A 26,526-nucleotide genomic window follows, 5' to 3' on the forward strand; every position below is an offset into this window, starting at 1 on the left:
TGAGAGTTACTTACTACTCTTTTGAACTATGTAATTTGGGATAATATAGGACTAAGTATCTTACTTCGGTTTGTCCTTCCCATTAAAACAAGACTTCAATGGGCCACCTTCCCAGGATACCATTTCTGAAACCATATAGTCAGCATACCCAGAACAAGAGGCCCAATCTGAGTCACCAATCCTAAGTAAGGTTTAATACTTGTAGCCAATAAAAAGTAAGACACAATACCAATGACAATATAATAATATCCCCACCAGGAAGTAATGATCTTGTTGGTTTTCATAAACAAAGGATTAGAGAAGGCAGAGCTCCCCCCATAGGATCTTGAAGAGTAATAAGCCGTTAAAGGTACTTTGCTAAAAAGGGAACCTACCCACAAAAGGCCAAAGACAATATAGGATAGTACTATCAATATCGATTTATCTTCCAGATAAAAACTGATCAAACCTAATAAGGGAGCAACAGACAGGGTAAGCCTATCATAGGGTGTTAACTCAAAACGATGCCCCAGTAAAGTAATCAAACTGGATAAGACAATGGCTAATATCCCTCCTAATAGAGCAATACCTTCAATAGGTGTAAAGATCCACAAAGCCAACCAGGGCAGAAGTAAAAGAATCATAGAAGGAGATTTTTTGCTTTGACATCCCTCTTGATGGAGGTCTTTATGAGGTGACTCACTGCCAAACATCTGGTCCATATGATTCATTGTATCGAACTCTCCCCGGACCTTAAGCCCCCCATCCATCATAGCCTGTGCACCGGCAATGCTCCCTTCTGATATCTGCTTCCACAGGGTAAAGCTTGTCTCGATAATCGTATCAGCCTTATCTGCTCTGTTGGGAGCCTTAATGACCTCGCAGCCTGTCCGGGTGATATGGAAGGCATAAGATTCTTCTACATCTGTAAAATCCATTCGGATCTTCAAATCTTTATAATAACTTTTAGGATTATACACAGCAGCCATCTGTTTGATAAAAGGGAGCGCCTTCGCTCCTTCTCTCTGTTCATTAATAACCCAATGGGAATTAGCCATCTCACAGAAGACTTCCGGTGGATAGAGAAGCTCATTTAATTTTGATTCAACCTCAAGAGAGACAGTACCTGTATGGGCATATTCCTGACCAGCTGTTGTAACAGACTGGAGATACTCTGAAGTTCTTCCTTGTAATTGGGGTACAGAAAAAAGTTCACCTTCAGGACATAAGATAGTATAGGGATGAGACTGATCGACCCTAAAGCGTTCGAACTGTTTTAACAAAGCATCATAATTACTATCCTTACTATAGAATCCGCAGGTGGATATGAGGATCGTATTTTGATGGGACATATCATAACGAGAAGGATGGGTCGCTCTTACCTGAGGATCTGATACAATATCAGGCAGGTTCATAGGCAGTAACCTATCCATTACAGCCTTTGCCGGAGAAGGCATTCCAAAGTAATAAAGCGGAAAGGACCATATCACTAGATCAGCCGCTATGTACTTCTCAAGAACAAAACTCATATCATCCTTTATCACACATTGACCGGGACTTTTTGTCCAACAATGAAAGCAGCCAAGGCAGGGTTTAATCTGTAAATCTTTGATGTTAAGAAATTCAGTGCGATAAAGCCCTGAAGACTCTAAGCCCTTACAAAAAGCTTTTGTTAGTATAAGGGTATTACTCTTCTCCCCCCTGGGAGAACCGTTAAGAACCAGAATGGATTTCATTTTAAACCTCTTTTAAGAGTTGTAAGGCTTCTTCAGCCCAGCGAATATTAGCTTCATGATGAAGAACCCCCGAGCGGGCAGTAATCTTCCAGAACACAGCCTGCTCTGGCGAGCTTATATCTGAGTAATTTCCAATGTACTCATTGATATGATCATGTTCTTGCCCTTCCTTTTTTTGTTCTTCCAAAAAAGCTTCCAACTTTTCTATAGCCCTCTCTTTTGATAATTCCCCAAGGAAAAAAACCTTCATTAGAAAGCTACTCCTAATAGGGAGATCACTATTATCACGGTCCTCTTTGAGCCACTTGAGAAAAGCTTCTCGTCCTTCTGGTGTTAAGGAATACACCTTTTTATTAGGTTTATCTTCTTGTAATACCAGAGAGACACTTAGCCAACCTTGTTTTTCCAGGTTTACAAGTTCTTTATAGATCTGGCTCTTCTGTGCCTGCCAGAAGAAGTTCAGTGATTCATCAAATATTTTTTTCAATTCATAGCCAGTGGCATCAGAGTAGCCCAGAAGCCCCAGTAGTCCGTACTTTAGCGACATTTTAGTCCTCATGTATAATAGTCTACTTATAGACTATTAGTGTGCTGTGACATTGTCAAGAAAATAAAGCATGGTAAAAGTTTTCTTTGAAAACTGCTCATTTACTATTTATGATTGAACCTATGATCAAGTTTAAAAAAGTATTTTATTTTATCTTTACATTACGATTTGGACTGTCCCTTCTTGGAGTACTTATCTTGATCATGATACCTGCAGGATTCCTATCCCAGGGACATGCACCTAGTTATTACATCAATCAGTACGGCTTTGTTGTTGGTCGCCTAATAACCGTCTTACAGTACAATCTGTTTTTCTCCTCCCCTTTATTTATAACAGTGGTTCTCTTATTCGGCCTCAACTTAGCCGGCTGTACTCTAGTGCGGCTATCCAAATCGATCAAATCAAAAAGGAAGGATTTTGGTCCGGACATCATTCATATAGGAATTCTCCTAGTCATTGTTGGGGGTGTTACCTCAGCAATGACCGCCGAACGTCTTCAATTTTATTTAAAGCCCGGGCAAGCCTTGCAAATAGGAAGTAATTTGGTGATTGGAATTACAGATTTTGAGTTTCAAAAAGATGAGAAGGGATATCCGAAGCAGTGGATTTCCACAGGGATAATGACAGATCGTGAAGGTCATAAGATTTCAGATTTTATGACCAGTGTGAATAATCCCTATCGTTATCATGGGATAACCATTTATCAATATAGTTATAATAAAGACCAGGATGGCCAATATCATACAGGCCTATTAGTGGTAAGGGATACAGGGAAGAACATCATCTTTCCCGCTTTTATCATTATCATAATAGGCATCTTCACAAGCTATTATAAAAGGATACGAAATGTTTCTAAATCCCCTTAGTTATGCCCTTTGTGCTATGACAGTACTTCTGGCAGCAATTGGTCTATTCAAACAATCTGCCTGGGTCAAACAACTTCAGCGCATCACTACCATACTAACAGCTCTTGTTCTGCTTGCAGCGATCATCTATCGATCAATTCAAATGAATTTTCCTGCTTTGACCAATACCTTTGAATCCCTATTGATCTATAGTTGTCTCGTGTTGTTAATCATGATTTGGTACCAGTTCCAGAAAGGATGGCCTTTTAACCAGAGACTGTTCTTTTTTACAACCTTTGTGGCATTAGTGTTACTATTGATGGCTTCCAGCCCCATAACAGATAAAAATATAACTCCTCCTGTACCGGCTCTTAAATCAACCTGGCTTATCCTTCATGTCTTCTTCTCCTTTGTAGGAGAATCCTTCTACGTTTTATCCTTTGTAGCATCCCTACTGGTTCTTAGATCTGTGGAGGATAAGAAAAAAAAAGAATTCGACCATTTTGCTTATGTATTTACTATCCTAGGGTATTCATTTTTTACTGTAGGTGCTTTAATATTTGGTTCTATTTGGGCAGAACAAGCATGGGGAAGCTATTGGTCATGGGATCCTAAAGAGACTTGGGCTCTTATTACCTGGCTTATCTACTCGTTCTATTTGCACTACCGAATGCGATCTAAAGAGCCCAACAAACTAGCCTGGATATCTATTGTTGGCTTTTTGTGTACGATGTTTACTTTTTTTGGTGTAAATTATCTGCTGAAAGGACTACATAGTTATATCTAAGGAGTTGGAGTACCACACATGTCAGATATCGATCCTGAGATAGCTGAACTGATAGGAATAGAGAACCAGGAAAACCAGGATAAGGCTCCTGATTTTTCTGACCTTTTTGATGAAGAGAACCCTCAAGGGACTGAAGAAAAGGATATTCCCGACTTAGCTAAAGAAAGTATTAAACCAATCACTCGTTTTACAGAGGATCCTAAACCTTATTTTGCAGATAAAAACTTTTATAAAACGATTTTAACCGGGGAAGGAGAAGCCTCCAAATTAATGCATGCGGGGCTCACCAAGTATCTCCATACACAGGATAAGAAGGAACGTTCCTATTATAGAGCAAGAATCACTAATTCTTTTTGGGACATTGCCCAAAGCATTGCTGCCAAAATAGGAAGCACACAGCCCCTACCCAAAAGGTTATTCCTCAGATATGGCGTTCTTCTTCCTACTCTGATTACTGATGCACAAAGACAATCTATTGCCAGTATTATCTATGAAAACAATACGGGAGAACCTGTTCATTACGTTGATGAATGGTTAGAACAAGTGGCCAGAGGACGAATCAATCCTTTGGCTTCAGATGAAGAACCTATATCCAAAAGAACACCTCAATCAAAAGTCACAGGTCAGCTAGACAAGACAATAGGCCATAGACACTCTCAGCTGGCGGTTCTTAAAACCAAATTAACCTATATTGATCAACAAGAATTGAGAATGGTGGAAGCCCTCAAGCTTATCCGGCATCATCAAAAACATCAGAAATATCCTGATCTGAACGATACCTATGGAGCCGGCCAGAGGCAAGCGTTAAATGATCTCCATGATGCTATCAAACAGGTCCTTACGACAGACAAAGAAGTATCACGGATTTACCATGAGTTAGAGCGATTGGATATAGAGCTATCCAAACTGGAACAACAGGCAGGAGAATTGGGAGAAGGATCTAATGTTGATGGAAGCGTCGCCATAAATGAAATGATCTCCGTTCGTCAGATTCATAAGCTTTGCGGAGGACGACAGGGAAACCACCTGCCTTTACTGATGAAGAACTTCTTCTTTGAAAGAGGAGACAATTATTGTACTCGTGAAAATGTCCTTGAGCAAATGCGTCTTGTAGAAGAGTTAGATCCCGGACTTTTCAAAAGGACCTTCAGACAACAGACCCATCGGATCGTACCCCATGTGATTTTGGTAGCTTCCTATGGAAACCGGGGGTTATGTTGGGAACCTTTTGAACGTTATAATAGAGCAACCAGTCGAGGACGTATTGGAATTCCTATGTTTCCCAGAGACATGAAGATTGCCATACTGTCGGCTTTAGCAGATTTACGTTGGCAAGTCGCCAAAGAAAAGGCTCAACACTATTGGATGGAAGAAGGCTTAACCGGATGGTACTATCAGAGATTCGAGGATAGAAAGTTACGAGGAGATGTAAGACTTCAGTTTATAGAAGACTATATCCTCTGGATCACGAAGGAAAGCCAGGGAACCCAGAAGCTGGACAAAGAAGTCCGGGCTATATTCTGGCGTTATATGCCCTTCCCTCAGGAAGTCAAAGACAACCTGAGAAATAGGGGATTCATATACAATGAATTGTATAAGAAAGATATGAACCGCCTGTCTTCAGACGGTTATTAAAATTATTTCTTCTTTGGGATAACCCAGGGAAGAAAGTATTTATCCATATCTACCTTTTTGGAAAATAGATTAAGGGCCCATTGGTATATCACAAAGCTAAGAACCAGGCTTCCCAGGAAGGCTAAGCTAACCACAATCTGGACGACTTCAGACTCAGCCCATCCTCTCAAGAGGAGAACAAAGATAACCAAAAATACAAGACATAGAATAGTAAGAGTTAGGATATTAAAAACACTAGCTCCTATCATAAATAGTATAGAATTAACTTTCTTGCTTGCCATTCTTCACCTCCAATAAAATAAAACTAATGGCTATAAGAACACCACAAACAACAACAGCGCTATCAGCCACATTAAAAACAGGCCATCGTTCTAAACCAAACAAGCCGTAGAATTTAAAATCTAAAAAATCCACAACACCTTGAGGTCTAAAAATACGGTCTATCACATTCCCTAGACCACCACCGAGAATACCCGCTAAACACCATTGTTGGAGTTTAGTGAGGTTATTATCCCAGAAGTAATACACAGCAACAATAACCAGAACAGCTAAGGGAAACAAAATGAAAATAAACGCTCTGAATAAATGGGGAAGTCCATCCCCCATACTAAAAGCCACACCAAGGTTTCTCACATGAACCAATCGGAAAAAATCTCCTCCCCAGGTAGTGGCTATGGTATTAACAGGAACATATTTAACAATCAAGGCTTTGGTAATCTGATCCATAACGATTATTAACAGTGTCAGACTAAAGGGAAATAATTTCTTTTTTAACATGTCATTCCTCATTTACAAACCTGTGGGCACATCAATATATACTGTCGCCAGACCCAATTCTGTTGCTATTTTCTTTGCTACGAACTGAACGCCCCAGATTTCTGTTGCATAATGTCCTCCGAAGATAACATTCATTCCCCCTTCCTGACAATCATGATAGAGGATATGAGACGCATCACCAGTAATATAAAGGTCTAAGTTCTTACTTAATGCTTCCCTTGCTTCTGATCCACCACTTCCTGTTACGACAGCCATGGTTTTGATATTCTTTTTACCAAAAGGAAGAACCTTAATAGTGTTGTCATAACCACCGAATAGGGATTCCACAATCTCATCCAAAGTTCTTTCATGGGGAAACTCACCTTGAAGACCAATAGCTTGACCCTTGTAATAACCAAAGGATTGCACATTTGTTAAACCGAGAACTTTGGTTATAACGGCATTATTGCCTAATTCGGGGTGAACATCTAATGGCAGATGCATAGCGTATAAAGCCAGTTCTTTATCTATTAAGTACTGTATTCGTTTATAATGACGACCTGTAATGGCCATAGGGAATCCCCAGTACAGACCATGATGAACAAACAACATATCAGCACCTTGCTGATGGGCCCGTTCAAAGGTCTCCATACAGGCATCCACCGCAAAGGCGATTTTATTAATGTCCTGATTCTGTCGATCTACCTGTAAGCCATTAATGGCCATGTCTTTAAGAGAGGCCGATCCTGGAAACTGGTCCTGAATCCATTTGTCTAATTCTTTTAATAACATGGAACTAGTATAGTCAGGTTTTTTCTATTTGCATAGAATCTTATGGAGCTGCATAATTAAAGGCAATGATAACAGAACTATCCTATGACGAATTGAATCTGGAATTTGAACAAATTGACTTTCATGCTTCCCTTGAAGATATATCTGATCATGTGATTATTGGTCAAAAAAGAGCCTGGGAGGCTCTTAAAATGGGAACAGAAATGCGGTCAAAAGGCTATAATATCTTTGTTTCCGGACCTTATGGGACAGGACGTACGACAGCAGTCAGAAAACTATTAAGTGAAGTCAGTAAAGACACATCCTTAATAAGAGATATTGTTCTTGTCTATAATTTTGATAAACCAGAGACGCCCAGAGTAATCTACACTCCTCCGGGCAAGGGTATCCAATTCAAGAAGAAGCTCCATAGCCTTATTGAAGACTTTAAAAAAGGAATACCCCGCTGTCTCAATAACGATAGCTTTAAAACCAAAAGGGACCATACCATATCCCTCCAGGAGCAGGAGGAAAATCACCAATTACATAACTTTGAGATAACCCTAAAGCAAGCCGGTTTCAAGATCGTTCAAATCACTGAGGAAGATAGCAGTGCCACAGATATCGCCCCCATATACAAAGGGAAAACCATAAGTTTTGAGGAACTCCAACAACTTGTTAATACGGGCAAGATGACCCAGGAAGCCTGGAATCAGATCCGTGAACAATATTATCGTTATATGGATCAGATGAAGACCCTCTTTACCACCCTCAGACAATCTCGAGAACAAATGGAAAAAGACCTTCACAAGCTCCAAATCGATACGGTTCGCCATTATGTAAATCAAAAAATAAAAGAAGTAGAGGAAGCCTTTGCCTTTGACGGGGCAAAACAATATTTAACGAGTTTTACTGATGATATTCTGAATCACCTTTATATGTTTACAACTGAAGAAACCTTTGAAGATGATTATGGGAATCCTTCTTTTATTCGCTATGGTGTTCATATTTTGGTAAATCACAAAGATTCCAAAACCGCCCCTGTAATCTTCGAAAATCACCCAACCGTAGCCAATCTCTTTGGTTCTATTGAAACACGTATGGATGGAAAAGGGGAAGGAAGGACCAACTTCATGATGATCAGAGGGGGCAGTCTAATTCAAGCATCAGGAGGCTATCTGGTTATAAGAGCAGAGGATATTTTCGAAGAAGAAGGTAGTTGGATGGGATTAAAAAGAGCTCTCCAAACTAGCTTTGCTGAGATCCAAATGACCACAACACCCTTCACCCCCATTGGCCCCCTATTAAAACCGGAACCAATTGCCATCAAGGTAAAAGTAATCATCATCGGAAGTGAGCACTTCTATGATCTTATATATAATACTGATCTGGATGTAAAAAAACTCTTTAAGGTATCCGCCGAGTTTGATTCAACCATGACACGAACAGTGGAGAATACCCAATTATTTCTCAGGTTTCTGGAATCCAACATTGAACAAAAGAAGCTTCTTCCCTTCAGCCCCAACGGGATCAAAGCCTTATTGATTCAATCCATTAGAATGGCAGAGGATAGGTCAAAGCTATCCACCAGGTTCAGTATGATGAATGATATTATCAATGAGACGGACTATTGGGCCAAAAAAGAGAACAAAACCCTCTGCGATCAAGAGGATGTCTATAAAGCACTTCTTAATAAAAGACAGCAGTTCTCACTCATGGAAGAGAAATTCGATAACCAGATTATGGACGGGACTATTTTACTGGACACTTCTGGAACCTGTATTGGTCAGGTTAACGGTTTGGCTGTTTTTGATAGAGGTTATTACACCTTTGGTCGTCCTATGAGAATCTCAGCGGAAGTAGCCCCCGGTAAGTCAGGAATAGTGAATATAGAACGTGAAGCAGGTCTTAGCGGCGAAATCCATGACAAGGGAGTCTTGATTCTGGAAAGTTATTTGCGAAGCTATGTAGCACAGGAATATCCCCTAAGCCTTTGGGCTGGACTTAGTTTTGACCAAAGCTATAATATGGTAGACGGAGATTCTGCTTCCAGTACAGAAGCATATGCCTTGATGTCTGCCCTCTCACAGATTCCCCTTCGTCAGGAATTGGCTGTTACCGGTTCCATTAATCAAAGAGGTCAGCTACAGCCCATAGGAGGAGCTACAGAAAAGATCGAAGGATTCTATGATGTGTGTTATCAACTGGGTTTAACCGGAACTCAAGGGGTGATACTCCCCTATCAAAATGTAAAAAATATCATCCTACGTCAGGATATTTTGGAAGCCATCAAAGAAAAACGTTTTCATATATATCCTATTAGACATATCAGTGAAGGTTTACGACTATTAACAGGTCTAGATTATCAAGATATACTGGATAAAGCTCATTTGAGACTGAAACACTACTGGGAGCTTTCAACCAAGTATGGACACCCCTATTAAATTAACTAAAGATATTTTACTGGAACTGGCAGAAGTTGAGGATATGGCTTCTCTATCAGCAGAAGCAATGCGAGATTTTTTTAGAGAAGAAATCCCTAAGTTACCCCATCTGCCTAGTTCTAAGGTGGTACATGATCCGCGTAATCAACTACCCATTTTTTATTCTCCCGGAAGGCAAAATAGACCTTTCATTGCAAAGGAAGATCGTAGTTGTCCTATCTGTGAGGGAAACTTAACTGGAATAATTGATCTATGTCATTTGTCAGGTGAGGAATATGCGTTTATCAATAAAAATCTCTATCCCATAAGTGTACCCCAAGGGATAGCCCATGAAAAAAACAACAATTGGGGACTCCATTTTTTATTATGGCCCAGTAATATTCATGAAAGGCGATTTGAAAACATGGAGATCAATATCGCTCATAAAGTATTGTCCAGAGTCATTCTCCTTGAAAAAATACTTCTTAATAGTTCTCTATTGGATAAGGGTTATTTCGCTTTTATCCGTAATGAAGGCCAGAGTGTAGGAGGTTCTGTCTATCATGATCACTTCCAAATGCTTTATTCCAACCAGGAGCCTCTCAGCTTTAGAGAAGATCGGAATTTTTATGAGAAACATGGCGTGGGTCCTACACAAATTCTTCATGAGGAGATATCAACAGAATTAATAGTGTTAAGTCAGGGAGAATGGCAGTTGGTTGTTCCCCCTTATATAAAAAGACCCTATGAACTTATGATCTATACACCAAATCGAAGTAATGTTCATCTTAATAGCTTATCTGAGACCAGTGTTAGAGACCTTACTTTCTTGCTGCAAAAAAGCTTTCAGCTCCAAACGTCTCTCTTCAAACATCTGGGAAAAGACAAAGCATATAACCTAATTTGTCATAATTCCGGGTATGGTAGTATATATTTTGAACTGTTTCCCATGGTTCAACCCCTTGGAGGATTTGAGAGATTAGGTTTATATTTATCTCAAGGGGATCCTATAGAGGGGGCAGAACTTTATCGACAACTGCTTTTTTCTTGACAGACCAATGAGCTATAATATAATCCAATAAGATGGACCCTTGACCAACATCATAAAGGAAATAACAAAAATATGGATTTTGAAAGTCAGAAAGCAAAGATTCTGAAAGCGGCCCGGTCAAATATTCCTATTACTATCAAGACCTATACGCTTCCCCGCGAGACAGAGATGCAACTCGAAGAAGTTCTTCGTTTTTTCCTTGCTGAAGTAGGTCAGGATCATCTCATTGACCATCTAAGCTATTGCCTCAGAGAACTAACCGTCAATGCGAAGAAGGCCAATACAAAACGGGTTTACTTTGAGGAAAAAGGCTTCAACATCGAAGATCCTGCCAGTTATGAAAAGGGAATTAAAGGATTTAAAGATGAGACCCTTTCCAATATCAGTTATTGGTTAGAGAAACAAAAAAAAGCGGGCTACTATATTAAAGTCCAATTTCATCATCAGACAGATGCCTTGCGTATCGCAATAAAGAATAATGTTGCTATCAACAGAAAAGAAGAGAATCGGATAAAGGAACGAATTGCTAAATCACGTAGTTATGATTCCATGGAAGATGCCTTCACAGAAATCCTGGATGATTCTGAAGGGGCCGGATTAGGAATTGTTATCATGATTCTTATGCTTAAAAAGATGGGCCTCAATGAAGATGCTTTTGCGATTGCAGCGATTAATGGCGAGACCATAGCCACCCTTCATATTCCTTTCAATGAAGTTCGATTGGAAGATCTTGATTCCCTATCCCAGACAATAGTAGATGAGATACACAATCTTCCTCCCTTTCCTGCTAACATTCTCGAAATCCAAAAACTAATTGCTGATCCTGAATCAAAAATTAATACGATTGCCAAACATATAAGTGTAGATCCTAGTTTAACAGCTGACTTATTGCGTCTCGTTAATTCTGCGCAGTATGTTTTAGCCAAAAAAGTCGAAAACATCATGGAAGCGGTTAAAATTGTTGGGTTAAAAGGTCTTAAAAATCTGCTCTACTCCTATGGAACTCAACTTGTTCTAGGCAAAGATACGCCAGAACAAGAAGCCCTATGGGAACATTGCTATCGTACTGCGACCTTCGCTTATTTGCTAGCCAAGTACTTCAAGAGAAAACGTGATCTTATGGATGATGTGTATGTAGGAGGAATTCTCCATGATATGGGGAAAATTGTATTTAGTAATGTACACCCTCAACTCTTAGAAAAAATCCAGCAATTCAACGACGAACGGCAACTGCCCTTCAATGCGATTGAAGAACTAACCGCTGGCTTAAATCACCAGGAAATAGGGGCCCGCATAGCTGAGAAATGGAATTTCCCTAGTATATTGGTAGAAGCTATACGTTATCATCATGAACCAGATAAATGTTCCCCCGAACATAGGGACCATGTATATATTGTTTATCTGGCCAATGTGCTAACTCATTATGAAGCAAAAGAGCTAGGCTTTGAACAATTAGAGCCTCGTGTGCTTAAGTATTTTAATATAGCTACAGAGATGGAACTCTATAACATCCTTGATCAATTAAAATCAGATTTCAACGAAGATATTATTTAGATCAAATTGCCTGTAAAAACCTTATATATTATATTCTATATATAAGGAGAGTTATTATGTCTGTTACTGTATATTCCACACCAAGTTGTCCCTACTGCGTCATGGCTAAGAGGTATTTTAAGGAAAATAAGATTTCTTTCACCGATTATGACGTTTCCCGAGATCAAACTAAAGCTGATGAGATGATTCGTAAAAGCGGACAAATGGGAGTTCCTGTATTGGATATAAATGGTCAGATACTTGTTGGCTTTGATAAAGGGCGAGTAGAAAAAGCACTCAAACGTTAACTAACGTTCTGATACCACCAGGACATTAGGATTCCAAAAGCGACTCCTACATTTAGCGAGGCTTTAGAGCCAACTAAAGGGATGGAAACAATACCTGCACTAGCTTCAGTTTTCTTCCTGGCTTCCGGACTAATTCCCAACTCTTCAGATCCAAGGATGACTGTTCCAGAGGAAGGAAAATCAAACTGATTAATGGAAGTACCACCAAGCTCTAATGCAAAAACAGGTCCTGGAATATCACCTACATTGGTATACTTCCAGGACAACTTCTTGTCACAGCCCATGGAACTTCTTATTGCTCTGGGATGTTCGGGAGAAGTTGTATATGGGCTGAGGCTAAACTCAGAACCTCCATAAGCTTCCAGGGTTCGCATGATGGAACCAATATTGAAGGGTGATCGAATACCATCAAGATGCACCTTAAAAGGATAGTTTTTACCTTCTGTATCTTCACCCTTCTCTATGGGCATATCCCAATCAGCCGGTTCTGCTCCTAAATATTGAAGGATAAGATGGCGTAATTTATTAACACTGAACAAGAGTTGTCTCGCATCTGTTCTATTAATATCAAAATTTCTGATGCGAAGAGGCAAAACAACTTCTTGCTTAATTAAGTCACTTAGCTCAAGAAGATAGACCTTATCTATGATTCGACCATTAATTAAGTCCTGTTCAAGACTTTGAAGAATCACCCCATACTTACGTATTCGGGTTGTCTCTTTTAAGGTTTTTAGTTTTTTAATAGTAATCATTTATTATACTACGGAGTTCTCCCGTTGTTAGTAGAGCATGTTTAATCTCATGCTTGAGTTCACCTTCTAAACGCTCAACCGCATTATCAATAACATCCCTTGGAATTTCAATATTACTAATACGCATGGGAATATTATAACGGGTCATAAGGCGCTTTATACTACCAACCATTCCCTTCTTTATGGACTCAACCGGGAGTAAGTCAATGTCTTCACGAAAAATCAAACCCAGTTTCATCAATCCTTCTGGATTTTTCCTGGCCCCAGTTTCAATAACAGAAGGGAGTAAGATACTGGAAACAATGCTTCGTGGTGAGCTTATCATCCCATCCAATGTATAAGCAAAGAGAGAGGCTGTTCCCAGGGAGGCCTGACCTAAAGCCAGAGATATAACGAAACCAGCTTCACTAATGCTTTTTTTAACTAACCAATTCTCTTGTCGATGATAAGCGTTATCAATCATTTCATAGATCTTCGCAATGACCCCATAGAGCATGCTCTGCACAAAAAGATCATTGTCAGTCTTCAGGAACGTTTCAATACCATTGAGAAGCATCTCCAGTAGAGAACTTATGGCATATATTTCTGTATTACCAGAGGTAAATGAAGGATTATAAAACAAAGCTTCCAGGGGCTGACTATTAATTTTAATGAATTTAAGCCGGTGAGACTTTCCTCCAGTAAGAAGAACCATATCCCTAAATAAAAAAGGATTACGGTCTGTAGAGGGAATACTAATATAGGGTAATTTGGTATTTTCTGGATCATCGTAGGATAGTTTACGTCCCAAATGGGCCAGATATCGAGCAAAGCTTAAGGTAATAACGCCGCCAACTCCTATAACAAGATCGCAATGTCCTGCTTCGATCATTTGCTGGGCCCCTTCCAAGCTGGATAGGGTATCACCGATCCGCAAATCATCGAAGATCATGACAGATAAGCCTTTTTCTTTTAGGTAGTCCTCTATCTCACCATGGTCTTTTTCAGTTCTAAAAGCAGAGTCTCTGACCACCAGAGCTTTAGCTCCTAAGCCTTTAGCAACAACACCTAGCTTGTCCAGTGAACCTATATATATGTCTCGAGGATATCCAAAATACATTTTTACAACTCCTACAAAAAAAAGACAGAGCCTCTGCTCTGTCTTCTTCACATGCTTCTACATATTAAATTATAAGCCGAAAAGATCCATTAGATTGTCAGCTACAGAATCAAGTACAGTATCATCGATATAGGAAGGATCTTCTAACTTTCTCTTTACTTCTTCAACACGGTCCATTCGAACTTCCGGTGCGCTTTTTGCAATCTCCGTTGCTTTGAACAACTCCGCACGAGTTTTTGCTTCAGCAGACACATTTATGGAATCACCACCGTTAGTAGAAGCATTCTTCTGGGTTTTGGATGTTTTGTTGTAATTTCGTAATGGATCAACTGATCCTACTCTATCTATCTTCATAATGATTCCTACCTTCCACACCTCAATTATCGGTAACCGTACTCTTTATGTTAAGTCTTTTTCTTACCAGAAACAAGTACTGAGAACTCTCCCTTTACAGAATTCTCCTTTTCCAGTAAAAAAATTAACTCTTTTGGTGTAGCAGACTTATATTCTTCAAAAGCTTTTGTCATCTCACGTCCAACTACAACAACCCTGTCATTGTCAATCTCGGACAATTCAGTTAAAAGCTTTATAATTCTAAAGGGACTTTCATATAAAACGAAGCTTTCTTCCCTTTCCATAAGCTCTACCAGGCGTTTCCTGCGTTTACCAGGCTTTTGAGGGAGAAATCCTTCAAATAAATAGGTCTTTCCTCCAATTCCAGCAATACTAATTAGGGAGGCAAAAGCAGAAGGCCCCGGAAGTGGATATATATCATGACCAGCATTTCGTACATGACTCACTAAAACAGATCCAGGATCACTAATCCCAGGGGTACCTGCATCGGTTAAATAGGCTACATCAGCCCCTTCATCCATTAGCTTCACGATTCCCTTGGCGGAGTTTTCTTCATTACGGGCCCTGCAACTTAGGGTTCTTTTCTCGATACCATAATGGTCCAACAGCTTTCTACTTTGTCGTGTGTCTTCACAGGCAACAATATCAACTTCTTTCAATACTTCTACTGCTCTGTAAGTAATATCTTTCATATTACCTATAGGCGTTCCTACTACATATAATATAGACATAGTAATAAAATAGCCTTTTTATAACCTCTTGCCTATACTCAACCTCTTGGATAGGATGACTTGATGGAATACTTTGTAGCAGCTGTATTTATTGTAATTTTAATCCTTATTGCCTTATCTCTCCTCACAAAAAAGGATAAAGTCAAAGAAGAAGGCCTTTCCATTATTCCAGAGAAGGACCAAAGGACATGCCCCTTATGCGGATCCGTCTTACAATCAGGTTGGCGCGTACACTCAACAGTTTACAGAGAGATAGATTCAACGGATCAAATGATGCATATATACGGATGTCCCTTTTGCTATCCTAACCATAAACAGTCCCATTTAGCTAAGGGACAGTGGCAGGATCGTTATTGTCCTGTTTGCAAAGAAAAACTAAAGTCAGGTATCCCTGTTTATGCACGTGTTTTTAACAAACCACACAAAACTCATGTTCATGTACTGGGATGCCCTAAATGTCGTAAGGAGTCAAAATGACAAATTGGAATATAAAAGAAATACTTAAATTTCTCAAAGAAGCAGGTAATATTGCTTTAGATATTCAAAAACGTGATGAATGGGATTTTAAAGAGGATCACTCCCTCGTTACAGAAGCAGATAAAACCATCGAAGATATGGCTAGAAAACGCTTTATCAGTGAAGGAGCATACTTCATCGGAGAGGAGACCATCCTTACCGATTCGGAAGAAGATATTCAAAATGCCATTAAGGGACCTACCTGGATTCTTGACCCTGTTGACGGAACAGCGCCCTTTGCCAATGGCCTGCCAACATGGGGTGTGAGTTTGGGATTCATGGAAGAAGGTAAACTTACTGAAGGGGCCATAGCCTTTCCCGGCTTAGATCTAACAGTTTATACAAATGAAGGGACAACCTATATTATAGAAGGGGATCAAGAACCTCGGCCTCTAACAGTTAGCACTTCAGATTTTAACGAAGGAAGAATGTTATGCATCCCTCAAGATGTAACCAAGTGGGGTGTCTTTACTGGTGACACACCAGTTCAAGTAACCGGTTCTTGTGTGTATTCCATGTTGCAACTATTACTGGGCAGATACTCTTCCTATTTCTCACGGGCAAAAGTATGGGATATTGGTGCAGGATGGCCCATTCTTAGGACAGCAGGTGTTAAAGCCTATTTCTATAATGGAGAAGAAACAGACCTGTTATTAGAACCAAAAGACTTTGTCCTTGATGTGGATAGTCCTAAGAGATGGAGAACTCAATACCACGTAATATATGCCAATAATGAACAAGCCAGAGCTTACATGAATGAACACATTAAATTAAAGGATGAAGTGTAATGGGAATAGAATTTCCAGAATTGGCTCATATTATGCGGCGTCCCGCTTTATATGATCAAACGCCAGATACATTCTGGAATACCCCCTATATATCTTCCCATGTTCTGGACGCCCACCTAGATGAAGAAACAGATGATGCCAGTCATAATCGACAGACGATAGAGGACACTATCAAGTTCCTTCTAAATCGCTTAGGGCAAGGCTCTACCCACATTCTTGATTTGGGATGTGGTCCTGGATTATATGCCTTACCCCTTGCTTCAGAAGGACATCATGTAACAGGTATAGATTTTGGGCCCTCCAGTATTAGTTATGCTAAAGAACAAGCAGCACAAGCCTCAGTCTATATTGATTATAGAGAAGAGGACTATACTCAAATAGATTTTGAAGAGAATAGTTTTGATGCGGTTCTCTTGATTTATGGGAACATATGCACATTAGTTCCTTCCCAAAGAGATGCTTTATTGAATAACATCTATAAGTGGTTAAAACCGGGGGGATTATTTTTCTTTGACCTTTTTACACCTAAGTACCTGGATATTCCCTTAGATAAGGATTGGTATTACCGAGCTAAGGATGGATTCTGGCGGGAAGGAGAACATATCGTTATGGAAGACAAGGTCAGCTATAGTGGTGGCAAGATTCGTCTGGATCGATATATCGTTATTGATAAAGATGGTCATATAACTCCCTATCATATGTGGCATACTTCTTATACAAGACTTGATACAGAAGTGCTTTTAGAAAAAAATAAGTTTATAGACTACCAAATTTATAATGACCTTACAGGCCAAACATGGAGAGAAGATTCCCAGTGGATCGGTGTTTGCGCTAAGAAGACAACGTAAGAGGAGATTAAAGTGATTAAGCATATGGTAATGTGGAAGGTTCAAAATGAGAACAAATTACAAGCCATTCATAAGATTAAAGAATCACTAGAAAGCCTCATCCCCTTGATAAGACAGATTCAATCCCTTGAGGTAGGAGTTAATATTAATACTTCTGCCTCCGCTTATGATATCATTTTGGTATCAACTTTTGCTAACAGGGAAGACCTTGATATCTACCAAAATCATGAAGAACATAAGAAAGTAGGATCCTTTATAGGTTCTGTTACGAGTGACCGTAGAGTCGTTGATTATGAGGTTTGATAGTTCCCGCTTCAGAGCATTTGTAATAGACAAGCAAGATAAAGCCCTGGCCAATCAGTCCTTACAATCCTTTCATACTACTAGATATTATTTGAAAATTGAAGAATCCATTATTCTCATTAGGATGATGGATAAATCACTGGACTCTAACAGACTGCATAGGAAGAAAAGAAGCTATACCCCTCCGGAAAGCCCTTTCATCCCTCCAGAGGATGATTTGTTTATTGGTTCCCTGAATGAAGAATACAATATTATCCTCAACAAATATAATGTTTGTGAGAATCATATACTTTTAGTTACCAAAGAATTTGAATACCAGAACACGCCCTTAGAATGGAAAGACTTTGAAGCCGCCTGGTTAAGCTTGCAAGGATCTAAAGCTTTGGTGTTTTATAATTCTTCTTCTATTGCAGGAGCTAGTCAACAGCATAGACATCTGCAATGGCTGCCTCTGCCCTTGTTTGATGAACTAAATACAGACCCTATTATTTTTGTTAAACAGTATCTGGATACACATCTTATAGTGGGAATAAAAGAATTTACGACACTTCCCACAGCCAAAGAACTATATGAAATCTATCAAAACCTTCTCTCTCGTTTAAAATCCCAGTGCAAGCAATCAGAACATTATAATCTTCTACTAACCCATAAAGGGATGGCTTTGATCCCTAGACATAGTTCCCAGGTTGAAGGAATATCTATTAATTCCCTGGCCTTTTGTGGAAGTCTTTTTGTCACCAACGAACAACAAAAAGAATATATTGAGACAAAAGGGCTTCGTGATCTCCTAAAGCAGGCAGCCTACCCCGTGTAAAGCAAGACAATAGTCTTGATAAAAGACAAGCCAGAATGGTAGATTGCTAGCTATGAATGAAATGAAGCGAACAGTTACCTGCGGTGAGTTATCCGCCGCCAACGCAGGACAAGAAGTCGTCCTTAACGGCTGGGTACACCGGCATAGGGATCATGGCGGTATCCTTTTTATTAACCTTCGAGATCGATATGGAATTACACAAACCGTTGTTGATCAGGATGCACCTGCAGAACTGATGGCTAAAGCTGAAGCTTTAAAAATGGAATACTGTGTGGCCATTAAAGGGATTGTACAAAAACGTCCAGATGAAATGGTCAACAAGGACATGTCCACCGGATCCATAGAAGTAGTAGTTAAAGAATTAGAAGTGTTAAGCACTTCAGAGGTTCTTCCCTTCATGATTGACGGTGACTCAGAAGCCAATGAAAACCTACGATTAAAATACAGATACCTAGACTTACGAAGGGAAGAGATGCAGCGTAATATTAAGTTACGGGCTGATGTGTCTTATCGAACCAGAGAATACCTTACACAACAGGGATTCCTGGAATTAGAAACACCTACCCTTATTAAGTCCACTCCTGAAGGAGCTAGAGATTTTCTTGTTCCCTCAAGACTTCAAGCTGGTAAGTTCTATGCCTTGCCCCAAAGTCCTCAATTATATAAACAGCTTTTGATGGTTTCAGGATTTGATAAGTATTTTCAAATAGCAAGATGTTATAGAGATGAAGATGCTAGAGGTGATAGACAGCTCGAATTTACACAAATCGATATGGAAATGAGCTTTGTTAGTGCTGAAGATGTATACAGCATGACAGAGGGTATGATGAAACATATCTTCAAAACAACATTAAACGTGGATCTCAATCTACCTTTCAAACGCTTGTCCTACCACGATGCCATGAATACTTATGGTAGTGATAAACCAGAACTTCGCTTTGATATGCCTTTTAAAGATTTTGCCGAGTTTGTTCCAGGTTCGGAATTTGGCGTTTTCAAATCAGTATTGGATGAAGGAGGAGCCGTTAAAGCCCTTAAAGTTCCCGGTTGTGCTCATTATAGCCGTAAGATGATTACTGATTTGGAAAACATAGCTAAACACTATGGTGCCAAAGGTATGGCATGGATGAAGGTAACAGCTGAAGGACTGGAAGGCGGTGTGAGTAAGTTCTTTACAGAACAAAGCCAGCAAATTATTAGCTATCTTGAAGCACAAGAGGGAGATCTTATCCTATTTGGGGCGGGACCCTGGTCTACAGCCTGTACCAGTCTGGGGGCAGTAAGAAGCCAGTTGGGTAAGGATTTGAACCTTTGTGATCCTAATAAGTTTGAATTTTGTTGGATAGTAGACTTCCCGCTGTTTGAATGGAATGAAGAGGAGAACAAATGGGATCCTTGTCACCATATGTTTACTATGCCTCAAAGTCAGTATCTTGAAACGATGGAACAAGACCCAGGTGAAGTAAAAGGGGATTTATACGACCTCGTATTAAATGGTTATGAACTGGCTTCAGGCTCTATCAGATGTCATGATTCAAATGTGCAAAAAAGGATCTTTGATATTGTTGGTTTTGATCCTGAAGAGGCCAAAGAACGTTTTGGATTCCTACTTGATTCATTCCAATACGGACCTCCACCACATGGAGGTATCGCACCAGGATTGGATCGTCTTGTAATGATAATGTGCGGAGAGGACAGTATTAGAGAGGTGATTCCCTTCCCCAAAAACTCTGTTGGAGTTAGCCCTATGGATGATGCACCTGCAGTCGTTGATGATCAACAGATGAAGGATCTCCATCTGGTTCTGAACTTACCAGAAGATAAAGAATAATTAATATTTTTCCCTGCCGGGATATCCTGGCAGGGCTGTCTATGTCATAATTGTAATATGAACAAGATAGTCGTTAAATTTGGGGGATCCAATCTTAAAGATGAACAGGGCATAACATGGATCACCCAAAGAGTTAAAGAATATAACAGCCCTCTTATCATCGTTGTTTCAGCTTTTTTTGGTATAACAAACTTTCTCACTGATGGCATTGAAAAGGTCCTGCAAAACAGTGAAGAGATTCAAGCAATTCTCTCCCGAATTAGAAATAAAAAACACAAAACAATTGATTACTTCATACAAGAGAACGAAGATAATCTAAAAGTAAAAGCTTTACTTGATATCAGACTTGGTGAGTTGGAAAAGTTTCTTAAAGGCATCAATTACATTGGGGACATACCTGATTTTATTTCTGATAAAGTTCTTAGTTATGGGGAAAGACTTAGCTCACTCTTACTTACACAAATACTGCAATCCATGGGTATAGAGGCTCAGGAAGCATTGCCAGAGGATATTGGTTTCTATACCGATGGAGAGCATGGGAATGCTACTATTGATTTTGAGATAAGCACTCCTCTGGTTCGAGAATCATTAAAAGAAGACAAGGTCTATATCATTCCAGGATTTTACGGCATGTCCCAAAGCAATAAGGTAACTTTACTTGGCCGCGGGGGATCAGATTACTCAGCAGCAGGGTTGGCTAAGATGATGGGAGCTCCCTCTCTGGATATCTGGAAAGATGTCTCTGGCTACCGAACGGCTGATCCTAAAATTGTCCCCTCATCATTAGGGATAGCAGAGCTCAGCTATCAGGAAGCTGCAGAGTTAAGCTATTTTGGGGCCAAAATCCTTCATCCCAGAACAGTAGAACCGTTGCTGGAAACATCCATTCCTATTCGTATATTCAATATAGAAGAAGAGGGATTATCCCCAAAATCACAAATAACGGATCATAGAATTATTAATGACAGAGTTATAAAATCAGTGACCTACTCTAATGATTTTGCCATCCTTAGATTAGAAGGGCCGGGTGTAGGTGTCAAACACGGGATATTAGCTGATGTTACTGGCTTACTTAATGATAACAAGATCAATATCAAATCAGTCGTCACAAGCCAAACAGTTATTAATATCTATTTAGAATCTGGTGATTTAGATCAGGCCTTGGAGATCCTTGGTAAGTTAAAGAATTCAGCAATTACAAAGATCACTGGAGAGGACAAACAAACATTGGTAGCTGTAGTCGGACACGGTATCAAAGACAAGCCTGGCATAGCAATGACCATGATAGCCGCCTTATCGGATCAGAACATTAATATTAAAAACATAGCCTTGGGGGCAAGCGACGTAGCGTCCTATCTGGTTATCGATAATGAAGACAAAATAAATGCAGTAAAAGCCATTCATGAGGCTTTTTTTACACAGAGGTAGTCTATGGATAAGTTTGTATTACTATCATTATCCGCTCTATTGTACTTATTAGGAGCTGTATGTAATCACAAAAAATCTTTATTTGAAGTCTTGTTTAAAGTACTGGCAACGGCGATCATTGTGTTCCTTTTAGGAACAAACCTATCCCCGTCCATTCAAGCTGTGTTTATTGGGGCTGTGTTTGCTCTACTCGGAGATGCAGTATTAGCAGTGAATAATCATGTAGAGGACGATACCACTCCTTCTCTTGTATTAATGGGTATTGGAATACTTCTGTTTCTCATAGGCTATCTGTGTTATGGAATTACCTTTCTTGCAAGGGGCGAGGAAGTCATCTTTTCTCTAGTCTTCCTAATAGGGATGACATTCCTAACTTTTGCTTGTTATAGGCAATTCAAATTACTAGACAAAGTTACAAGAGTTCCGGTTATCTTATACTGTCTTCAAGGGATTTTATTAATAACTGCGGCCTTTCGACTGCTTTTGAGTTCTCCCTCTTTATCGACGGCTCTTATATTCGTAGGAAGTGCCGGCCTGTACATATCAGATATGATTATCGGTTTTAATCTGTTTTGTAAAAAACTCGATAAAGGAGAGATAGGAATCATGGCAACCTACGCCTTAGGTCAAATCGCGATTACATGGGGTGTAATCAACGGCTTTTCTTGACAGAGAACCTAAAAAAACTAATATTAAGCCCATGTCTCAAAACATCCCTAAACCTGCTATTAAACGTTTGGCGTCTTTATACCCTATGTTATCAAAATTATTGGAAGAAGGACAAAAAAGTCTATCCAGTCAAGAGTTGGGAACCTTAGTAGGAGCTCCTGCCCACACTATACGCAAGGATTTTTCCTATCTCAAAGACAAACCTATCAGTACAGGAACTTATAACCTCAGTGAATTAAGGGATGTCATAGGTGCAGCCCTCGGATTAACCAGTAAATCCAAGACCTGTATTGTTGGTCTGGGAGAACTTGGACAGGCGATAATGAACTACCCTGTGTTACTAGGGGATAATTATAATTTAGTCGCTGGATTTGATACGAACATTAATCGACTGGAAATTCTCAAAACCCCCTTACCTCTTTTTCCAGCCTATGAATTACCAGAAGTGGTAGCTCAAAAACAGATTCTTTTGGGAATATTAGCGGTAGATACAGCTTATGTAGATAAATCTCTTCAAAGAATGATTGAAGGTGGAATCAAGGGGATACTAAATCTAAGCCCCATAATTCTCCCAGAACAAATAGAATCCGTACAAATACGAAACATATTTTTATCAGGAGAACTAAACCTTTTGGAAGGTTTAATCAAAAATTCTACTTAATTGTGAAATATTTCACAACAACCAATTGACAGCATATAAAAGTGATCTTATAGTACCTGTGAATTATTTCACAAGGAGATCATTATGGATCGAGTATTCAACTTTTCTGCAGGCCCTTCCTGTTTACCAGAAAGGGTTCTTCAAAAAGCATCAGAGCAGATGCTAAATTACAAAGGTAGCGGTATGTCTGTTATGGAGATGAGTCACCGATCCAAATGGTTCGATGATATAATTAAAGAAACAGAACAACTCTATAGGGATAATATGAATATCCCAGATAATTATAAGGTTCTCTTCTTACAAGGGGGAGCCTCCTTACAGTTCACCATGATTCCTCAAAACCTATTTGGTAAGAACAAAAAGGCTGGTTATATCAATACCGGTGCTTGGTCTAAGAAAGCCATGAAGGAAGCAAAGATATTCGGTGAAGTTATTGAGTTAGCGTCTAGTGAAGACAAGGTGTACAACTACATTCCAGAAATCCCTGCCATACCATCTGACCTTGACTATGTTCATATTACCTACAACAACACCATATATGGAACGGTATACAAGAACATTCCTCAAACAAAGGATATTCCCCTAGTGGCAGATACTTCTAGTGGCATATTAAGTGCACCACTTGATGTGAGCCAATTTGGATTAATCTATGCAGGAGCTCAAAAGAACTTAGGTCCAGCTGGTGTCGCCGTTGTGATTATCAGAGAGGACTTAATTGGTAATGCTTTAGACAAGACACCGACCTTTCTCAATTATAAAACACATAGTGATGCAGGTAGCTTATTTAACACTCCTCCTTGCTACAGTATCTATGTTTTAGGTCTTGTTCAAAAATGGATAAAAGAAGAAGGAGGACCGGAAGCTATCTATAAGGCTAATGAAGAAAAAGCCTCTCTTTTGTACAACTATCTTGATAACTCTGACTTCTTTAAAGGTACTGTTGTAAAGAAAGACAGATCCTTAATGAATGTTCCCTTTTTATCACCATCTGATGAACTCAACGCCAAGTTCGTAAAAGAAGCAACAGCTCTAGGCATGGAAAACCTAAAAGGACACCGAACTGTTGGTGGTATGCGAGCCAGCATCTATAATGCTATGCCTCTAAAAGGGGTTACAACCCTGATTGACTTTATGAAGAAATTTGAACAGGAGAACAAGTAATGTATAAGATTCAAACCTTAAACAAAATAAGCACAAAAGGATTATCCAAACTACCATTGGATAATTACGAAATCGCCTCTGAGTTCTCCAAACCAGATGGTATTATTCTAAGAAGTTTTAAGATGCATGATATGGATTTGCCAGAGTCTTTAAAGGCTGTAGCGAGGGCTGGTGCAGGAACAAACAATATTCCTATTGATAAGTGTTCTGAAAAAGGTATTGTTGTATTTAATACACCAGGAGCAAATGCTAATGCGGTTAAAGAGCTTGTTCTCACAGGTTTATTACTATCTTCACGTAAGATAGCCCAAGGAATAACTTGGGCTCAGACCTTGAATGGTCAGGGAGACGAAGTCCCTGCCCTTATTGAAAAAGGTAAAAGTAATTATGTTGGTCCAGAGTTAATGGGAAAAAAACTAGGGGTTATTGGTTTAGGGGCCATTGGAGTCATGGTCGCTAATGCGGCGTATGCCCTTGGAATGGAAGTCGTTGGTTATGACCCCTTTATTTCTGTTAATGCAGCATGGGGCCTTCAAAAAGAAGTTCAACAAGCAAGAGACCTGGATAGTCTTATTTCAGAGGTAGATTATATTTCTGTCAATGTTCCTCTTAACGACAACACAAAGGGCATGATCAATTTAGAAAAAATAAATAAGATGAAAGATGGCGTGCGCATCGTAAACTTCGCCCGAGGAGGATTAGTTAATAATAAAGATATTATTGCAGGTCTCAAATCCGGTAAAGTTGCTGCTTACGTTACAGACTTTCCAGATGAAGAACTAATAGCAACCGAGAATGTTATTGCTATCCCTCACCTTGGCGCCAGCACCCCCGAAGCAGAAGAAAACTGTGCTGTTATGGCTGCCACACAATTAAAAGACTTTCTTGAAACTGGAAATATAAAGAACTCTGTAAACTTTCCTGAATGTGAATTGCCTATAACAGGTAAAAGCCGAATACTAATTGCAAACAAGAATGTTCCGAATATGGTTGGTCAGATAACAACAATTTTAGCAGAAGCCAATATCAATATCGATGACCTTTTAAACAAACATAGAGGCGAACTGGCTTACAATATTATTGAATTATCTACTGATGTTACTGATTCTGTTATTGATAAACTTAAATCTATAGCAGGGATCACTATGGTAAGAGTTATTAAATTCTCATAAACCATTGGACTGGTATTTTTTGAGGAATACCAGTCCTAATCTTTCTTATTGCTATTGCTAAAATATTCCTTTATAATTTTACCTATAAAATTGAATTATTAAGTTGAATTCTTACAGAAGAAGACAGGGGCATTAAATCTATAAATCAATTTGATTTATTCGATTAAATATACTATCCGCAAGGAGAAGGCATGGATTCTCAGACTGCTCCATCATTATTTGTTTTATTAGCAGAGGATAACAAAGTAAATCAAAATGTACAGCTTCGCATGTTGCAAAAGTTAGGCTGCCAAGTCCAGGTCGCGGACAATGGGAGAGAAGCTGTTGAAGTCTCATCAGGTACCGAGTTTAACTTAATCTTTATGGATTGCCAGATGCCAGAGATGGATGGAGTTGAAGCTACGAAGTTAATGAGACAGCAAAAAAACAATCAGAAAACTCCTATCATTGCCTTAACAGGTTATGGCTCGGCTGATGATAAAGAAAGGTTCTTAGCTGCCGGTATGAATGATCTATTAGTAAAACCAATAAAAATGGATGATTTTAAAGCAATGTTATCGAAGTGGACATCTTTTACGGAAATACACAAAAAAGATAGCGATTATCCATCAAACATTGACCAGTATCCCCTATTTAATCAAACTAAAGCTTTAGAACGATTAGGGAATGATAATCATATATTACAATCTGTTGTTGAAACTTATATAGAAGATATTCCTCAACAACTATACAATCTTATAGATAAAATCAATTCAGGTGATATAGAGGGATCCCGCAAAATAAATCACTCTATAACAGGAGCAACAACAGCTGTCTCTGGAGAGAAGCTCCTTAAGCATTTAGAACTGCTAAGAACGCATTTACTGCAAAAAGATCTTGATAACGCAAATCGGGAAGCAAAAATAATAGAGATTATATTTACACAAACCCTAGAAAAACTGAAAACTTATTTAAAGTCATAACATAAGGGTTAACTTGCCAATTTCCTCTTACCATGTTAGCTTTTACCCCAAAATAAACAATCAAAA

28 protein-coding genes are annotated in these 26,526 nt (G+C 39.2%); 19 read left to right on the top strand and 9 right to left on the bottom strand.

Translation table 11 applies throughout. The features are described 5' to 3' along the window. Nucleotides 1-95 precede the first annotated feature (95 nt). Together K345_RS0102865 and K345_RS0102870 are read right to left on the bottom strand one after the other, a co-directional pair. Nucleotides 96-1,715 (bottom strand): NAD(P)H-dependent oxidoreductase, encoded by a 1,620-nt coding sequence (locus K345_RS0102865; RefSeq protein WP_028972893.1) that lies wholly within the window; start codon nucleotides 1,713-1,715, stop codon nucleotides 96-98. 1 nt (nucleotide 1,716) lies between these two features. Next, nucleotides 1,717-2,262 (bottom strand): PadR family transcriptional regulator, encoded by a 546-nt coding sequence (locus K345_RS0102870; RefSeq protein ID WP_028972894.1) that lies wholly within the window; start codon nucleotides 2,260-2,262, stop codon nucleotides 1,717-1,719. Between the two features lie 122 nt (nucleotides 2,263-2,384). On the opposite strand from K345_RS0102870, the gene K345_RS0102875 reads away from it, so the two are divergent. The 3 genes from K345_RS0102875 to K345_RS0102885 are packed head-to-tail and all read left to right on the top strand — an operon-like array spanning nucleotide 2,385 to nucleotide 5,529. Next, on the top strand, nucleotides 2,385-3,128 hold the full coding sequence (locus K345_RS0102875; RefSeq protein ID WP_028972895.1) for a cytochrome c biogenesis ResB family protein: 744 nt from the start codon (nucleotides 2,385-2,387) through the stop codon (nucleotides 3,126-3,128). Beyond that, a complete protein-coding gene (gene ccsA / locus K345_RS19440) occupies nucleotides 3,109-3,894 on the top strand; it encodes a cytochrome c biogenesis protein CcsA (protein ID WP_053228014.1) in 786 nt (261 codons plus the stop codon). Before K345_RS0102875 ends, ccsA begins: the two co-directional genes overlap by 20 nt. Before the next feature lie 18 nt (nucleotides 3,895-3,912). Next, nucleotides 3,913-5,529 (top strand): hypothetical protein, encoded by a 1,617-nt coding sequence (locus K345_RS0102885; protein WP_028972896.1) that lies wholly within the window; start codon nucleotides 3,913-3,915, stop codon nucleotides 5,527-5,529. A gap of 2 nt (nucleotides 5,530-5,531) precedes the next feature. Here the strand turns inward: K345_RS0102885 and K345_RS0102890 are convergent, their stop codons facing one another. The 3 genes from K345_RS0102890 to K345_RS0102900 are packed head-to-tail and all read right to left on the bottom strand — an operon-like array spanning nucleotide 5,532 to nucleotide 7,077. After that, entirely contained in the window at nucleotides 5,532-5,810 is a 279-nt protein-coding gene (locus K345_RS0102890) for a hypothetical protein (protein ID WP_028972897.1), read from the bottom strand. Further along, nucleotides 5,791-6,306: a signal peptidase II gene (gene lspA / locus K345_RS0102895; RefSeq protein ID WP_037571067.1), complete on the bottom strand. Its 516-nt coding sequence runs from the start codon at nucleotides 6,304-6,306 to the stop codon at nucleotides 5,791-5,793. Before lspA ends, K345_RS0102890 begins: the two co-directional genes overlap by 20 nt. Nucleotides 6,307-6,318: 12 nt before the next feature. After that, the gene (locus K345_RS0102900) at nucleotides 6,319-7,077 is read right to left on the bottom strand and encodes a Nif3-like dinuclear metal center hexameric protein (RefSeq protein ID WP_028972899.1); all 759 of its coding nucleotides are present in this window, start codon (nucleotides 7,075-7,077) and stop codon (nucleotides 6,319-6,321) included. 65 nt (nucleotides 7,078-7,142) lie between these two features. On the opposite strand from K345_RS0102900, the gene K345_RS19445 reads away from it, so the two are divergent. The 4 genes from K345_RS19445 to K345_RS0102920 all read left to right on the top strand — a co-directional run bounded on the left by K345_RS19445 (nucleotide 7,143) and on the right by K345_RS0102920 (nucleotide 12,371). Beyond that, complete coding sequence (locus K345_RS19445) at nucleotides 7,143-9,500, top strand: ATP-binding protein (RefSeq protein ID WP_053228015.1); 2,358 nt, start codon at nucleotides 7,143-7,145, stop codon at nucleotides 9,498-9,500. Further along, entirely contained in the window at nucleotides 9,484-10,530 is a 1,047-nt protein-coding gene (locus K345_RS0102910; RefSeq protein WP_028972900.1) for an HIT family protein, read from the top strand. The genes K345_RS19445 and K345_RS0102910 overlap by 17 nt, the downstream gene beginning before the upstream one ends. Nucleotides 10,531-10,602: 72 nt before the next feature. Beyond that, a complete protein-coding gene (locus K345_RS0102915) occupies nucleotides 10,603-12,084 on the top strand; it encodes an HDOD domain-containing protein (RefSeq protein ID WP_028972901.1) in 1,482 nt (493 codons plus the stop codon). Nucleotides 12,085-12,140: 56 nt separating this feature from the next. After that, nucleotides 12,141-12,371 (top strand): glutaredoxin family protein, encoded by a 231-nt coding sequence (locus K345_RS0102920; RefSeq protein WP_028972902.1) that lies wholly within the window; start codon nucleotides 12,141-12,143, stop codon nucleotides 12,369-12,371. Here K345_RS0102920 and K345_RS0102925 read toward each other — a convergent pair. The 4 genes from K345_RS0102925 to rsmI form a co-directional block, all read right to left on the bottom strand. Next, nucleotides 12,368-13,123, bottom strand: coding sequence for a TrmH family RNA methyltransferase (locus K345_RS0102925; RefSeq protein WP_028972903.1), 756 nt, complete (start codon nucleotides 13,121-13,123; stop codon nucleotides 12,368-12,370). The genes K345_RS0102920 and K345_RS0102925 overlap by 4 nt on opposite strands. Then, complete coding sequence (locus tag K345_RS0102930) at nucleotides 13,110-14,222, bottom strand: iron-containing alcohol dehydrogenase (protein ID WP_028972904.1); 1,113 nt, start codon at nucleotides 14,220-14,222, stop codon at nucleotides 13,110-13,112. Before K345_RS0102930 ends, K345_RS0102925 begins: the two co-directional genes overlap by 14 nt. Nucleotides 14,223-14,291: 69 nt before the next feature. Next, entirely contained in the window at nucleotides 14,292-14,576 is a 285-nt protein-coding gene (locus tag K345_RS0102935) for a flagellar biosynthesis anti-sigma factor FlgM (protein WP_028972905.1), read from the bottom strand. 50 nt (nucleotides 14,577-14,626) lie between these two features. After that, nucleotides 14,627-15,307 (bottom strand): 16S rRNA (cytidine(1402)-2'-O)-methyltransferase, encoded by a 681-nt coding sequence (rsmI, locus tag K345_RS0102940; RefSeq protein WP_028972906.1) that lies wholly within the window; start codon nucleotides 15,305-15,307, stop codon nucleotides 14,627-14,629. 63 nt (nucleotides 15,308-15,370) lie between these two features. Here rsmI and K345_RS19450 point away from each other — a divergent pair, with 63 nt between their 5' ends. The 12 genes from K345_RS19450 to K345_RS0103000 all read left to right on the top strand — a co-directional run bounded on the left by K345_RS19450 (nucleotide 15,371) and on the right by K345_RS0103000 (nucleotide 26,460). Then, nucleotides 15,371-15,784 (top strand): hypothetical protein, encoded by a 414-nt coding sequence (locus tag K345_RS19450; RefSeq protein ID WP_053228016.1) that lies wholly within the window; start codon nucleotides 15,371-15,373, stop codon nucleotides 15,782-15,784. Beyond that, nucleotides 15,781-16,611, top strand: a complete 831-nt coding sequence (locus tag K345_RS0102950) for an inositol monophosphatase family protein (protein WP_028972907.1) — start codon at nucleotides 15,781-15,783, stop codon at nucleotides 16,609-16,611. The genes K345_RS19450 and K345_RS0102950 overlap by 4 nt, the downstream gene beginning before the upstream one ends. After that, a complete protein-coding gene (locus tag K345_RS0102955) occupies nucleotides 16,611-17,459 on the top strand; it encodes a class I SAM-dependent methyltransferase (RefSeq protein WP_028972908.1) in 849 nt (282 codons plus the stop codon). The genes K345_RS0102950 and K345_RS0102955 overlap by 1 nt, the downstream gene beginning before the upstream one ends. 12 nt (nucleotides 17,460-17,471) lie before the next feature. Further along, entirely contained in the window at nucleotides 17,472-17,762 is a 291-nt protein-coding gene (locus tag K345_RS0102960; RefSeq protein WP_028972909.1) for a Dabb family protein, read from the top strand. Beyond that, on the top strand, nucleotides 17,752-18,576 hold the full coding sequence (locus tag K345_RS0102965; protein ID WP_028972910.1) for an ATP adenylyltransferase family protein: 825 nt from the start codon (nucleotides 17,752-17,754) through the stop codon (nucleotides 18,574-18,576). The genes K345_RS0102960 and K345_RS0102965 overlap by 11 nt, the downstream gene beginning before the upstream one ends. A gap of 61 nt (nucleotides 18,577-18,637) precedes the next feature. Then, a complete protein-coding gene (aspS, locus tag K345_RS0102970) occupies nucleotides 18,638-20,407 on the top strand; it encodes an aspartate--tRNA ligase (protein ID WP_028972911.1) in 1,770 nt (589 codons plus the stop codon). 57 nt (nucleotides 20,408-20,464) lie between these two features. Next, nucleotides 20,465-21,835: an aspartate kinase gene (locus tag K345_RS0102975; protein WP_028972912.1), complete on the top strand. Its 1,371-nt coding sequence runs from the start codon at nucleotides 20,465-20,467 to the stop codon at nucleotides 21,833-21,835. 3 nt (nucleotides 21,836-21,838) lie between these two features. After that, complete coding sequence (locus tag K345_RS0102980; protein ID WP_028972913.1) at nucleotides 21,839-22,504, top strand: lysoplasmalogenase family protein; 666 nt, start codon at nucleotides 21,839-21,841, stop codon at nucleotides 22,502-22,504. Nucleotides 22,505-22,535: 31 nt separating this feature from the next. After that, entirely contained in the window at nucleotides 22,536-23,165 is a 630-nt protein-coding gene (locus tag K345_RS0102985) for a redox-sensing transcriptional repressor Rex (RefSeq protein WP_037571072.1), read from the top strand. 84 nt (nucleotides 23,166-23,249) lie between these two features. Then, nucleotides 23,250-24,326: a 3-phosphoserine/phosphohydroxythreonine transaminase gene (gene serC, locus K345_RS0102990; RefSeq protein WP_028972915.1), complete on the top strand. Its 1,077-nt coding sequence runs from the start codon at nucleotides 23,250-23,252 to the stop codon at nucleotides 24,324-24,326. Further along, nucleotides 24,326-25,498, top strand: a complete 1,173-nt coding sequence (locus tag K345_RS0102995; protein WP_028972916.1) for a phosphoglycerate dehydrogenase — start codon at nucleotides 24,326-24,328, stop codon at nucleotides 25,496-25,498. The genes serC and K345_RS0102995 overlap by 1 nt, the downstream gene beginning before the upstream one ends. A gap of 191 nt (nucleotides 25,499-25,689) precedes the next feature. Beyond that, nucleotides 25,690-26,460 (top strand): response regulator, encoded by a 771-nt coding sequence (locus tag K345_RS0103000; RefSeq protein WP_028972917.1) that lies wholly within the window; start codon nucleotides 25,690-25,692, stop codon nucleotides 26,458-26,460. Nucleotides 26,461-26,526: the final 66 nt, after the last annotated feature.

Source organism: Spirochaeta cellobiosiphila DSM 17781 (assembly GCF_000426705.1).
GTDB classification, from domain to species: Bacteria; Spirochaetota; Spirochaetia; order DSM-17781; family DSM-17781; genus Spirochaeta_E; species Spirochaeta_E cellobiosiphila.